Raw genomic sequence first — 12,003 nt, forward strand, 5'->3', positions numbered from 1 at the left:
CGGGGGCACGGGCTGCGATCGATTCCCGTGCGGTTCGGCGTGGCGCGGTCCATCGCCATCTCGCGCGCGCTGCACGTGGTCACGGTGATCAGCCTCGGACTCCTCGGCCTCGTGGCCGGCCTCGGACCGGTGTACCAGGGCGGAGTGGCGCTCGTCGCCGCGCTGCTGGTGTTCGAGCAATCGCTGGTGAGCGCGTCGGACCTCTCGCAGGTCAAGCGCGCCTTCGACATGAACGGCTGGGTCGGCCTGCTGTACCTCGCCACGACGGGATTGAGTATCTATGTCGGTTGAGACCCCGCGGCGCATCGTGCTGGCCGTCACTGGCGCGAGTGGCGCCCTCTACGCGATGCGCACGCTGTCGGCGCTGCTGCAGCACGGGCAGCACGTCGACCTCGTGATCACGGAGTACGGGCGTCGCCTGCTCATCGACGAGCTCGGCCCGACCGCGCGCGTCGATCGGCTCCAGGCGTACCTCGAGGAGACGTGGGGCGAAGGCGTGCGTCGCGGCGGCTGGGTGCTGCACAGCAACAAGGACCTCGGGTCGCGGATCGCGAGCGGCAGCAAGGGCGCCGAGGCGATGGTCATCGTGCCCTGCTCGATGAAGACCATGGCGGCCATCGCGCACGGCCTGTCGCGCTCGCTGGTGGAACGCGCGGCCGACGTCATGCTCAAGGAGCGCCGCCCCCTGATCATCGTGCCGCGCGAGACCCCGCTGAGCCTGCCGCAGCTGAAGAACATGGTGCTGTGCGCCGAGGCGGGCGCCATCGTGATGCCGGCGATGCCCGGCTTCTACCAACGCCCGCAGACGATCAACGAACTGGCCGACTTCATGGCCGGGCGCGTCCTCTCGCTGCTGCGCATCGAGCACCAGCTCTATCCCGCGTGGGACCCGCAGGCGGACCGCGAATGACGACCACCGATCGCGCCGCGTCGACCACCTACGGCGGCATCACCCCCGACACGGGCAAGGCCCCGGCCAAGATCGCCGGGATGTTCGACGAGATCGCCGGGCGCTACGACCTGCTGAACCACGTCCTCAGCGGCGGGCAGGACCTGTACTGGCGCTGGCGGGCCGTCCGTCGGCTCGGGCTCACCGGCCGCGAGCAGGTGCTCGACCTGTGCACCGGCACCTGCGACGTGGCACGGACGATGGTCCGGCGCGGGCTGGCCAGGCGGGTGCTCGGCGTCGATTTCTCGGCCGAGATGCTCAAGGTCGGCAAGCGAAAGCTCCGCCAGGAGGGGCGCGACACGGTGATTCCGCTGGTCCGTGGCGACGCGATGCACCTGCCGGCGCGCACCGCGTCCATGGACGCGGTGACCATCGCCTTCGGCATCAGGAACGTCCAGGACGCGGGCGTCGCGCTCCGCGAGGTGGCGCGTGTGCTCAAGCCGGGCGGGCGGCTGGCCATCCTGGAGTTCTCCACGCCCCAGCAACCGCTCATCAAGGCGGCCTACCTGTGGTACTTCCGCAACGTCCTGCCGCGGCTCGGACGGCTCGTGTCGCGGCACGGCGAGGCGTACGCCTACCTGCCGGCGTCGGTCGAGAGTTTCACGCCCCCGGCGGCCTTCGTGGCCCAACTACGGGCGGCCGGGCTCACGCGGTGCCAGGCCGTCCCTTTGACGTTCGGCGTCGTCTATCTCTACGTTGCCGAGCGTCCAGCCTGATCGTCAGGGCCGGCGCGCCGCCGGTCCGACCAGCGCCTCGTGTGGTTGCGAGGGCGCGTCGAGCCGTTGCGGTCCGCTCGGATCCGGTCCGCGGCAGGGGTGCCTGCCGTCCCAAGTACGCCCGCGGGGCAGCGCCGCTGGCCTCGACCCTCTATACTGAAGCGACCGGATGTACATCGATTTCGAGGATCACCGACCAGAGCCGCCGAGCATAGATTCGGCGATGTCGCGGCGCGAGGCCGTGCTGCTGTCGGTGTTCCTGCACGCGGGGCTGATCCTGCTGCTCCTGTTCGGCCCGGAGATTCCGTTCTTCAAGCAGATGCTCCAGCAGCAGGCGGAGCAGCGGCAGGCCGAGATCGAGCGCCAGCAGGAGCTGGCCATGCAACAGCAGCAGAGCCAGCGTCCCCGCTTCGTCTTCGTCCAGCCCAAGATCGACATGAAGGCGGACAAGCCGAAGGACACGGCCTCGCTGGCCGACCAGGACCGCCTCGCGCAGACGATGCAGCGGGCGCCCGACGCCACCAACAGCCAGCCGTTCTCGAAGGGCAACTCGCTGGAGTTCGTCGAGAAGCAGTCGGCCAAGGACCTGGCCAAGGGGCGGGGACCCGCGCCGGAGCCGTCCGAGTCGCCGCGGGAGATGCAGGCCCAGCAGGCGCGCGCCGCGCAACCGACGCCGCCGCAGAACCAGCCGACCCCGTCGCAGAACCCGGCCAGCACCGACGGCGTGAACGTGCGCGATGGCCAGACGGGCCTGCTGGCCCGGGGCGACACCGGCGTGGTGGCCAACCCGCAGGCCCGCAACAGCCCCGCCAACGCCACGCCCGCGATGCGTCCGCCCGGCGGATCGCTGGGCCAGGCGCTGAAGAACCTCGAGAAGTACGTCCAGAACGAGGCCTTCAACAACCCCAATGGGGGCAACTCGCCCTTCGGTCCCTACATCCAGTTCGACACCAAGGGCGTCGAGTTCGGGCCGTGGATCCGCCGGTTCGTGGCGCAGATCAAGCGCAACTGGCTGATTCCCGAAGCCGCGATGGTGATGCGCGGACACGTGGTGGTGACGTTCAACGTGCACAAGGACGGCCGGATCACCGACGTCGCCATCAAGCAGCCGTCGGGCATCGACGCCTTCGATCGCGCCGCCGCCAACTCGCTGCAGTGGTCCAACCCGACGACGCCGTTGCCGCCGGAGTACCCGACGCCGACGGCGTTCTTCACGGTCACCTTCTACTACAACGAGCAGCCGCCCTCGCAGTGACGCGGAACGTGGAACGGGGAAGGCCGGGGTGCCATCGGGGCAGGCGGCAGGACGGGTGTGCCGCCGGTCCATCATCCGCCGCGCCGCACGCGGCCGTCGCCCCTGAGTCACGCCGCCGGGCGAAGGCCGCGACCTGGCCGTGAGCGTCCGCCTCTCTTCCTCGGGACGCCCCCTGCTCGTGGCCGTGCTCGGGCCGACGGCCACGGGGAAGAGCGCCCTCGCCATCCGCCTGGCCACCGAGTTCGGCGGCGAGATCGTCAACTGCGACTCGACGGCCGTCTACCGGCGCTTCGACATCGGCACCGACAAGGTGCCCGTGGAGGAGCAGCGGGGAATTCCTCACCATCTCATCGACGTCGCCGATCCCACCGAGGTCTACTCGGCGGCCCGCTATGCCCGCGAGGCGGCGGCCATCGTGCGCGACATCTCCGCTCGTGGGCGGTTGCCGATCCTCGTCGGCGGCACGGGCTTCTACTACCGGGCCCTTGTGTCGGGGCTGTTCGATGGGCCAGGCCGCGACGACGCGGTCCGCGCCCGCCTCCACCAGCGGGCCGAGCAGCGTGGGGTCGAGTACCTGCACCGCGTGCTCGGACGCGTCGATCCGCAGTCGGCGGCGCGGATCATGCCGCGCGACGAGAAGCGCCTCGTCCGCGCCCTCGAGGTCTGGCTGCTGACGGGGCAGCCGCTGTCGACGCACTTCGCGCAGACGCGCGCGCCGCTGCCCGAGTACGACGTGTGCGCCATCGGCCTGCGGTTGCCCTCGGAGGCCATCGCCGAACGCGTCGCGCGCCGCGTCGAGGCCCAGTGGGCGCGCGGCGTCGTGCAGGAAGTGCGCGACAACCTCGCGGCGGGCATCCCGCGCGAGGCCAACCCGTTCGGTGGCCTCGTGTACCGGCAGATCCTCGAGATGCTCGACGGCGTGCGCGACGAGGGCGAGACGCGTGCGCTCGTGGTGCGCGAGAACCGCCACTACGCACGGCGTCAGCTGATCTGGTTCAGGAAAGAACCGGGGATGATATGGTTGGACGGCGCGGGTGAGCGTGACGAGACCGTGACCGCCGCCCGCGCCCTGATCGAGACGTACGGAGCCAGCCGCTCATGCCCACCCACCGCGAGTCCAAGCCGTCAGCACCGCCCAATATCCAGGACGTGTTCCTGAATTCGGCGCGCCGCGAACGGCTGGTCGTGCAGATCCGACTGATGGACGGACAGGTGCTCGAAGGTCGCATCAAGAACTTCGATCGGTTCGCCCTGGTCATCGACCACGAGGGCGCCGACCACATGGTGTTCAAGCACGCGATCGCCACCATCAAGTCGAACCGCTCGGTGCCCAACTACTTCTCCTCGGCGCCCCACGAGGCCTGAAGGGCGCACCCATGGCTGTCCGCTTCGAGCGGATCATCGCGATCGTGCTCGACAGCGTTGGCATCGGCGAGTTGCCTGATGCGGCGGTGTATGGCGACGAGGGCAGCGACACGCTCGGCAACATCGCGCGGCGCGTACCGCTGCACCTGCCCGCGCTGCGTCACCTCGGGCTCGACCGGTTGGTGCCGGCGCTCGGCCAGGCCGTCGGCACGCCGGCGGGCGCCTGGGGGCGGATGGCCGAGGCCTCGGCCGGCAAGGACTCGGTGACTGGCCACTGGGAGATGGCCGGCATCGTGCTCGACCGCGCCTTCCCGACGTTCCCGCACGGCTTTCCGCCGGAGGTCATGGACGCGTTCACCGCGCGCATCGGCCGCCCGGCGCTCGGCAACGTCGTGGCCTCGGGGACCGACATCATCGACAGGCTCGGGGCGGAGCACATGCGGACGGGCGCGCCGATCGTCTACACCTCGGCCGACAGCGTGTTCCAGATCGCGGCCCACGAGGGCGTCGTCCCGGTAGCCGACCTGTACCGCTACTGCGAAATCGCCTTCGACATCGTCGGACGGGGTCTCGGGGTCGGACGCGTGATTGCCCGGCCGTTCGTCGGCGACCCCGGCGCCTTCCGGCGCACCGCCAACCGGCACGACTATGCCCTCACCCCGCCGGAGGAGACGGTGCTCGACCGGCTGACGGCCGCCGGGCACCCGGTAGTCGCGGTGGGCAAGATCAAGGACCTGTTCGCGGGACGGGGCATCGCCCGTCACCTCGCCACCGCGTCCGACGACGAGGGGATGGACCGCGTGGAGGAGGCCATGGCGGAGGTGCCGCGGGGCCTCATCTGGGCCAACCTCGTGGACTTCGATGCGCTGTACGGGCATCGCAACGACGTCGACGGGTATGCCCGCAACCTCGAGCGGTTCGATGCGCGCCTGTCCGATCTCCTGCCGCACCTTCGAGCATCGGACCTGCTCGTGGTGACGGCCGACCATGGCAACGACCCCACGACCCCGAGCACGGACCATTCCCGCGAGTACGTGCCGCTGCTGGCCGTGGGGACGGGCGTGACGCCGGGTGTCAGTCTCGGCACGCGCGCCACGTTTGCTGATCTGGGACAGACAATCGCCGCCAACTTCGGCGTGGCGCCGCTGGCACACGGCACCAGTTTCCTGGACGCACTGGCCCCAGCTACCGCATGACCACCATCCGCGAACAACTCGAGGCGCGTGAGCGCGCCATGCTGGCGCCGCAGGCGATGTTCAGCGACGCCACGCGCGGGCGCGCCCGGCCTGAGCCGGAGGACCCGATTCGTCCGGCGTTCCAGCGGGACCGTGATCGTGTCGTGCATTCGAAGGCGTTCCGCCGGCTGAAGCACAAGACGCAGGTCTTCTTCTCGCCTGCCGGCGACCACTACCGCACGCGCCTCACGCACACGCTCGAGGTGTCGCAGATTGCCCGGACCCTGGCCAAGGTGCTGCGCCTGCACGAGGAACTGACCGAGGCGATCGCGCTCGCGCACGACCTCGGGCACACGCCGTTCGGCCACGCCGGGGAACGTGTGCTCGACAAACTGGTGCCAGGCGGCTTCTCGCATGCCACCCAGAGCCTGCGCATCGTCGAGGTGCTGGAGCAGGGCGGGCAGGGCCTGAACCTGACCTTCGAGGTACGGCAGGGCATCTCGACGCACTCCAAGGGGAAGCACGGACTGCCGATCAACGTGCCGGCCCCGCAGCGGGCGGCCACGCTCGAGGCGCAGATCGCCCGTGTGGCCGACATCATCGCGTACGTCAATCACGACATCGACGACGCGGTGCGGGCGGGCGTGCTCGACCCGGCAGACCTGCCCGCGGACGCACTTGCCGTGCTCGGACCCACCTCGTCGGCGCGCATCGGGGCGATGGTGAGCGACGTGGTGACCGAGAGCCTGGCGTGCGGGCTGGAGTCGCTGCGGATGAGCGAGCCGGTCCTGCAGGCCCTGCTCGACCTCCGTGCGTTCATGTTCGAGCGGGTGTACGAGAACGACATGGCGACGGCAGAGTTCGCCAAGGCGACCGGCATCCTGGGCGGGCTCTGGGAGAAGGTCCGTGAGCAGCCCGGGACCTGGGTGGACGCCCAGACCCTGGATCGCGAGGGCCTCGACGCGGCCGTCAGGGACTTCCTGGCCGGGATGACCGACCGGTATGCGGTGCGGCTGTTCGAGGAACTGTTCATTCCCCGCCCCTGGATCGAAATGCCGCGAGCCTGAGGGTGGCAATCTGAAATTGGACATTTGAAATTCTCGAGCGCCGGCTTCGCCTGGCGCGGCGAGGGCCGTAGGCCAAGCCGCCAGGAATCACGAATTTCAAATTTCAAATTGCCATCTGGTATGCTTGTTCGTTCGCGCGGGTCCCCGGGACTGGCGCCATGACTGCCAGACCCATGGTGATCGATCTCACGACCCTCGCTGCCGACCGCGTCCCCGTGGTGGCCGACGTTCCGGCTGCGTCCCTCGACGCGCCGGCCGACGACTTCACGGTCGACGCGCCCGTCCATGTCGAGGGCGACGTGGAGCGAGGCAGCGGCGAGACGTATCACCTGCGCGGGCGGATCACGGCGACGTTGGGTCTGTCGTGCGCGCGGTGCGCCGAGGCGTTCCCCTTCGCGGTGGACAGCGCGGTGGACCTGCGGTTCGTGCCGGCCTCGTCCGACAAGGCGCGCGTGGCGCCTGCGGCGGCCGACGACGCCGACGATGGCCGCGAGATGGAAGAAGACGATCCGTCGCTCGTCGTGTACGACGAACCACGGATCGACCTCGCGCAGGTGGCGCGCGAGCAGTGCTACCTGGCGCTGCCCATGAAGCCCCTGTGTCGCGAGGATTGCCAGGGCCTGTGTCCACACTGCGGGATCAACCGCAACGTGGGCACGTGTACGTGTGAGCATCGGTGGGAGGACCCGCGCCTGGCGGGTTTGAAGTCCCTGCTGAAGGACGCGGACGGACAAGCGCCGCGCGAGTAACCAGTCATGCCGAATCCCAAGCGACGTCATTCGAAGAGCCGCACGGCCAAGCGCCGTACCCACGATGCCCTCAAGGCCGTGGCCCTCGGGCCGTGCCCGCAGTGCAGTGAGCTGAAGCCGCCCCACGTGGTGTGCTCCAACTGCGGCCACTACCGCGGACGTCAGGTCCGCCCGGTCAACGAGGAAGCCTGATCGCGTTCGAGCGCGCGCCAGTCCCCGGCGGGTCGCTGGTCGATCCGTGGTCGGTCGCGGCCGCGCAGCGGACGTCCGCCGTCGCCCTGGTGAGCGGGCGCCCCGTCGGAGCGCTGGCGAGCTGGCGTCACGTGCAAGGCGGCGTTGGCAGGCCGTCTGCTGTCGCCTTGGCGATCTGGCGTCTCGTGCGAGCCAGTGTCGGGACGCAGTCCGCCGTAGCCATGGCGAACGCGTGTCACTTCGGAGCCATGGCGTAGGCGGATGCGTATCGCGGTAGATGCCATGGGGGGCGACGACGCCCCCCGGTCCGTCGTGCACGGCGCGGTGATGGCCGCCCGCGAGGACGGCCTGCTCCTGACCCTGGTCGGGGCGCGTGCCGTGCTCGAGGACGAGCTGGCCCGCTTCCCCGAGGTCGACAGCCTTTCCATCTCCATCCTCGATGCCCCCGATGCGGTGGGCATGGGGGAGTCTGCGCTCGTGGTGCGTCGCCGCGCCGAGGTGTCGGTGCGCGTGGCGGCCGAGGCCGTGGCCACTGGCGAGGCGGCGGCCGTGTTCACCGCAGGGCATTCCGGGGCGGCGGTGCTGGCGGCACACCAGGCCTTCGGGTTCCTCGACGGCATCGAGCGCCCGGCGCTTGCGGCCACGATTCCCACGCGGGACGGGGCGGCCGTGCTGGTGGATGCGGGGGCCAGCGTGAGTTGCCGGCCGCAGCACCTCGTGGTGTTCGCGCGGCTCGGCGCGGCGTATGCCCGGGTGGCCCTGGGAATCGACAGGCCCCGCGTGGGCCTGGTGTCCAACGGGGAAGAAGCGGGCAAGGGGACGTCGCTGGTGCGGGGGGCTCACGCGCGCATCGCGGAGACGTCGCTGCACTTCATCGGGAACCTCGACGCCTCGGAGCTGTTCAGCGGGGCGGCCGACGTCATCGTGTGCGACGGCTTCACCGGCAACGTCGTGCTCAAGACGAGCGAGGGGCTGGTCGAGGCCATCGACGGGCTGATGGCCGACGAGATGGCCCGGTCGGTGACCTCGCAGGTCGGGTCGGTGCTGACGCGAGGCGCGCTGCGGCGGTTCCGGGCGCGGCTCGACTATTCGGAATACGGCGGGGCGCCGTTGCTGGGCTTGCGTCACCTCTGCGTGATCGGGCACGGGCGGTCTTCGCCCAAAGCGATCGCCACGGGGATTCGGGTGACCGCGCGGTTCGCGCGCGAGCGGCTGGTGGCCCGGCTGGCGGACGGACTGCAGGAACGCGGCGGCGCGCACGGCGCGGCCCCGCGTGGACACGTGCAATGATTGCGTTTCTCTTTCCCGGACAGGGCTCGCAGGCCGTCGGCATGGGCAAGGCCCTCGCCGAGGCCTTTCCCGAGGCCCGCGCGACGTTCTCCGAGGCCGACGCAGCGCTCGGCCGCTCCCTGAGCGGCTTGTGCTTCGACGGTCCCGACGACCAGCTGACCCTCACCGAGAACACCCAGCCGGCCATCCTGGCCACGAGCGTCGCAGCCTACCGCGTGCTCGAGGCGCGCGGGTTCGTGCCGGCGTGGACGGCCGGGCACTCGCTCGGGGAGTACTCGGCGCACGTGGCGGCCGGCACCTTCGCCTTCGCCGACGCCGTGCGCATCGTGTCGCACCGGGGGCGCTACATGCAGGAGGCCGTGCCCGTGGGTGAGGGAGCCATGGCCGCCATCCTGGGGCTCGATGGCGTCGCCGTGGGTGCGGCCTGCGAGGCCGCCGCGCAGGGCGAGGTGGTGAGCCCGGCGAACCTGAACGCCCCGGGCCAGGTGGTCATCGCTGGCGCGAAGGCTGCCGTCGAGCGGGCCGGGGCCGAGGCGAAGGTCCGGGGCGCCAAGCGGGTCATTCCGCTCAACGTGAGTGCGCCGTTCCACTGCGCGCTGATGGCGCCGGCGCAGGCTCGCCTCGAGCCGGAGCTCCGGGCGCTGGCGGTCCAGGCGCCGCGGGTGCCGGTGGTGGCCAACATCGACGGGCTGCCGAAGCGGGATGCGCAGGCCGCCATCGACGCGCTCGTCGCGCAGGTCTCCGGCGCCGTGCGCTGGGAGGACGTCATCGGGTATCTTGTGTCGGCTGGTGTGCGCGCGTATGTTGAGGTGGGTCCAGGCACGGTGCTCGCAGGACTCGTGCGCAAGATCGATCGCGAGGCTCGGGTGGTGAGCTTCGGAGCCCCTGAACAACTCGCAGCGGTGGAGGCGCTCTTCGCAGCATCGTGAGGCTCGATCTCTCAGGCAAGGTAGCCATCATCACGGGCGCATCGCGCGGCATCGGCCGGCAGACGGCCCTGACGCTCGCTGGCGCCGGCGCGACCGTCGTGCTGACGTCGCGAGGCGACGCGGCTGCGGCCGTGGCGGCAGAGGTGACGGCTGCCGGCGGGCAGGCCCTCGCGCTCGCGGCCGACGTGGCCGACGCGGAGGCCGTGCAACGGGTCATCGACACGACCGTCGAGCGGTTCGGGCGGATCGACGTCCTGGTGAACAACGCCGGCATCACGCGCGACCAGTTGCTGCTGCGCATGAAGCGCGACGACTGGGACGCCGTGGTGGCGACCAACCTGACGGGCACGTTCCTCTGCACCCAGGCGGTGCTGAAGACGATGCTGAAGCAGCGTCAGGGGCGAATCATCAGCATCAGCTCGGTGGTGGGCCAGAGCGGCAACCCCGGGCAGACCAACTACGCGGCGACCAAGGCCGGGATCATCGGCTTCTCGAAGGCGCTCGCGCGCGAGGTCGCCTCGCGGTCCATCACGGTGAACGTGGTGGCCCCGGGGCTCATCGATACGGACATGACGCGGGAGATCAGCAGCGACGCCCAGGCCAACTGGACGTCGGCGATCCCGCTCGGTCGTTTGGGCACGCCGGAGGATGTGGCCGCGGCGGTGTGCTTCCTTGCATCAGACGCGGCGGGATACATCACCGGGCAGGTGCTCGCCGTCAACGGCGGCATGTACGCCTGAGCAGGAGGAGTGGCAGATGTCAGCTGTTGCAGAGAAGGTCAAGAGCATCATCGTGGAGCAGCTCGGTGTCGACGAGGAAGAAGTCACGCCGGATGCGTCGTTCGTGGACGACCTCGGCGCCGACTCGCTCGACGTCGTCGAGCTCGTGATGGCGTTCGAGGAGGAGTTCGGGGTCGAGATTCCGGACGACGACGCCGAGAAGATCACGCGCGTGCGTGAGGCGATCGCCTACATCGAGCAGCACGGCAAGGCCAAGAAGTAAGCAACTGCCACACCGGAAGGGACCGGGGGACGGAGGGGGAGTGTCGAGGCGAGTCGTCGTGACGGGGGTCGGGCTGGTGTCATCGCTCGGGATTGGCACGAGCGCCAACTGGGAGGCCCTGTGCGCGGGCCGCAGCGGCATCGGGCCCATCACCCACTTCGACGCGTCGACGTTCTCGGCGCGCATCGCGGGCGAGGTCAAGGACTTCGACCCGCTGGCGTTCGTCGAGAAGAAGGAGGTCAAGAAGATCGACCCCTTCATCCAGTACGCCCTCGCGGCCAGCCAGTTCGCCGTCGATGACGCGCAGCTGGCGATCACCCGGGAGAACTCGGTCGATATCGGCGTGTACATCGCGTCGGGCATCGGCGGGTTCCGCACCATCGAGGACGAGCACGAGGCCTACCTCGCCGGGGGGCCGCGCAAGATCTCGCCGTTCTTCATCCCGTCCTCGATCATCAACCTCGCGTCGGGGCAGGTCTCGATCCGCTTCGGCGCCCGAGGGCCGAACCAGGCCTCGTGCACGGCCTGCTCGGCCTCGGCGCATGCGATCGGCGACTCGTTCGAGATCATCAGGCGCGGCGACGCCGACGTGATGATCACCGGCGGTGCCGAGGCGGCCGTGACGCCGATGAGCGTCGGCGGCTTCGGCTCGATGCGCGCGCTGTCGACGCGTAACGACGACCCGCTGCGCGCCTGCCGTCCGTTCGATCGCGACCGCGACGGCTTCATCATCGGCGAGGGCTCCGGCATCGTCATCCTCGAGGAACTCGAGCGGGCGAAGGCGCGGGGCGCGACGATCTATGCCGAAATCGTCGGCTACGGCCTCACGTCCGATGCCTACCACATGACCGGCCAGCCCGAGGGCGGCGAGGGCGCCGTGCGCGCGATGCGCATGGCCCTGCGCAAGGGCGGCGTCGATCCGTCGGTGGTCGATTACATCAACGCCCACGGCACGTCCACGCCGGTCAACGATCCCACCGAGACGCAGGCCATCAAGACGACCTTCGGCGAGCACGCCTACACGCTGTCCGTGTCGTCGACCAAGTCGATGACAGGGCACCTGCTCGGGGCCGCCGGTGGCCTCGAGGCCGGCATCACCGCGCTGGCCATCCGCCACCAGATGCTGCCGCCGACGGTGAACCTCGACAACCCTGCCGAGGGGTGCGACCTCGACTACGTGCCGCATGTCGCGCGCGCGAAGTCGGTGCGCTATGCCCTGTCGAACTCGTTCGGGTTCGGCGGCACCAACGTCAGCCTGTTGTTCAAGGCGTACGAAGAGTAAGTGCGGGCCACAGGCACGGTCTGCAGGCTGCC

At 70.1% G+C, this 12,003-nt stretch carries 14 protein-coding genes and 1 pseudogene; all 15 read left to right on the forward strand.

The genetic code is table 11. From position 1 onward, the window contains the following. Positions 1-291, forward strand: a pseudogene (locus tag ACIRDX_RS09555) (4-hydroxybenzoate octaprenyltransferase); the annotation flags it as partial. Continuing rightward, entirely contained in the window at positions 281-910 is a 630-nt protein-coding gene (locus ACIRDX_RS09560; RefSeq protein WP_396625189.1) for a UbiX family flavin prenyltransferase, read from the forward strand. The pseudogene ACIRDX_RS09555 and the gene ACIRDX_RS09560, both read left to right, overlap by 11 nt. Further along, positions 907-1,665, forward strand: a complete 759-nt coding sequence (gene ubiE / locus ACIRDX_RS09565; RefSeq protein WP_396625190.1) for a bifunctional demethylmenaquinone methyltransferase/2-methoxy-6-polyprenyl-1,4-benzoquinol methylase UbiE — start codon at positions 907-909, stop codon at positions 1,663-1,665. The genes ACIRDX_RS09560 and ubiE overlap by 4 nt, the downstream gene beginning before the upstream one ends. A 223-nt stretch (positions 1,666-1,888) precedes the next feature. Next, positions 1,889-2,920 carry a TonB family protein gene (locus tag ACIRDX_RS09570; protein ID WP_396625191.1) on the forward strand — a complete coding sequence of 344 codons (1,032 nt, stop codon included), beginning with the start codon at positions 1,889-1,891 and terminating at the stop codon, positions 2,918-2,920. Between the two features lie 139 nt (positions 2,921-3,059). Continuing rightward, a complete protein-coding gene (gene miaA / locus ACIRDX_RS09575; RefSeq protein ID WP_396625192.1) occupies positions 3,060-4,079 on the forward strand; it encodes a tRNA (adenosine(37)-N6)-dimethylallyltransferase MiaA in 1,020 nt (339 codons plus the stop codon). Next, positions 4,070-4,285 (forward strand): RNA chaperone Hfq, encoded by a 216-nt coding sequence (hfq, locus tag ACIRDX_RS09580; protein WP_396625193.1) that lies wholly within the window; start codon positions 4,070-4,072, stop codon positions 4,283-4,285. The genes miaA and hfq overlap by 10 nt, the downstream gene beginning before the upstream one ends. Positions 4,286-4,296: 11 nt before the next feature. Next, a complete protein-coding gene (locus tag ACIRDX_RS09585) occupies positions 4,297-5,481 on the forward strand; it encodes a phosphopentomutase (RefSeq protein WP_396625194.1) in 1,185 nt (394 codons plus the stop codon). After that, the gene (locus ACIRDX_RS09590; RefSeq protein WP_396625195.1) at positions 5,478-6,527 is read left to right on the forward strand and encodes a deoxyguanosinetriphosphate triphosphohydrolase; all 1,050 of its coding nucleotides are present in this window, start codon (positions 5,478-5,480) and stop codon (positions 6,525-6,527) included. Before ACIRDX_RS09585 ends, ACIRDX_RS09590 begins: the two co-directional genes overlap by 4 nt. Before the next feature lie 158 nt (positions 6,528-6,685). Beyond that, a complete protein-coding gene (locus tag ACIRDX_RS09595) occupies positions 6,686-7,276 on the forward strand; it encodes a YceD family protein (RefSeq protein WP_396625196.1) in 591 nt (196 codons plus the stop codon). 6 nt (positions 7,277-7,282) lie between these two features. Further along, positions 7,283-7,468, forward strand: a complete 186-nt coding sequence (gene rpmF, locus ACIRDX_RS09600) for a 50S ribosomal protein L32 (protein ID WP_239488970.1) — start codon at positions 7,283-7,285, stop codon at positions 7,466-7,468. A gap of 261 nt (positions 7,469-7,729) precedes the next feature. Next, positions 7,730-8,758: a phosphate acyltransferase PlsX gene (gene plsX, locus ACIRDX_RS09605; RefSeq protein WP_396625197.1), complete on the forward strand. Its 1,029-nt coding sequence runs from the start codon at positions 7,730-7,732 to the stop codon at positions 8,756-8,758. After that, the gene (gene fabD, locus ACIRDX_RS09610; protein WP_396625198.1) at positions 8,755-9,687 is read left to right on the forward strand and encodes an ACP S-malonyltransferase; all 933 of its coding nucleotides are present in this window, start codon (positions 8,755-8,757) and stop codon (positions 9,685-9,687) included. The genes plsX and fabD overlap by 4 nt, the downstream gene beginning before the upstream one ends. After that, the gene (fabG, locus tag ACIRDX_RS09615) at positions 9,684-10,427 is read left to right on the forward strand and encodes a 3-oxoacyl-ACP reductase FabG (protein ID WP_396625199.1); all 744 of its coding nucleotides are present in this window, start codon (positions 9,684-9,686) and stop codon (positions 10,425-10,427) included. The genes fabD and fabG overlap by 4 nt, the downstream gene beginning before the upstream one ends. A 16-nt stretch (positions 10,428-10,443) precedes the next feature. Next, positions 10,444-10,689, forward strand: a complete 246-nt coding sequence (locus ACIRDX_RS09620) for an acyl carrier protein (RefSeq protein WP_239488966.1) — start codon at positions 10,444-10,446, stop codon at positions 10,687-10,689. 40 nt (positions 10,690-10,729) lie between these two features. Then, complete coding sequence (gene fabF / locus ACIRDX_RS09625; protein ID WP_396625200.1) at positions 10,730-11,971, forward strand: beta-ketoacyl-ACP synthase II; 1,242 nt, start codon at positions 10,730-10,732, stop codon at positions 11,969-11,971. Positions 11,972-12,003: the final 32 nt, after the last annotated feature.

It is taken from the genome of Luteitalea sp. (genome assembly GCF_044337415.1).
Classification (GTDB): Bacteria; Acidobacteriota; Vicinamibacteria; order Vicinamibacterales; family Vicinamibacteraceae; genus Luteitalea.

Coding starts and splice junctions, on each gene's coding strand:
- ACIRDX_RS09560 (WP_396625189.1), top strand. CDS start 281: ATGTCGGTTGAGACCCCGCGGCGCATCGTGCTGGCCGTCACTGGCGCG.
- ubiE (WP_396625190.1), top strand. CDS start 907: ATGACGACCACCGATCGCGCCGCGTCGACCACCTACGGCGGCATCACC.
- ACIRDX_RS09570 (WP_396625191.1), top strand. CDS start 1,889: ATGTCGCGGCGCGAGGCCGTGCTGCTGTCGGTGTTCCTGCACGCGGGG.
- ACIRDX_RS09585 (WP_396625194.1), top strand. CDS start 4,297: ATGGCTGTCCGCTTCGAGCGGATCATCGCGATCGTGCTCGACAGCGTT.
- ACIRDX_RS09590 (WP_396625195.1), top strand. CDS start 5,478: ATGACCACCATCCGCGAACAACTCGAGGCGCGTGAGCGCGCCATGCTG.
- ACIRDX_RS09595 (WP_396625196.1), top strand. CDS start 6,686: ATGACTGCCAGACCCATGGTGATCGATCTCACGACCCTCGCTGCCGAC.
- rpmF (WP_239488970.1), top strand. CDS start 7,283: ATGCCGAATCCCAAGCGACGTCATTCGAAGAGCCGCACGGCCAAGCGC.
- plsX (WP_396625197.1), top strand. CDS start 7,730: ATGCGTATCGCGGTAGATGCCATGGGGGGCGACGACGCCCCCCGGTCC.
- fabD (WP_396625198.1), top strand. CDS start 8,755: ATGATTGCGTTTCTCTTTCCCGGACAGGGCTCGCAGGCCGTCGGCATG.
- ACIRDX_RS09620 (WP_239488966.1), top strand. CDS start 10,444: ATGTCAGCTGTTGCAGAGAAGGTCAAGAGCATCATCGTGGAGCAGCTC.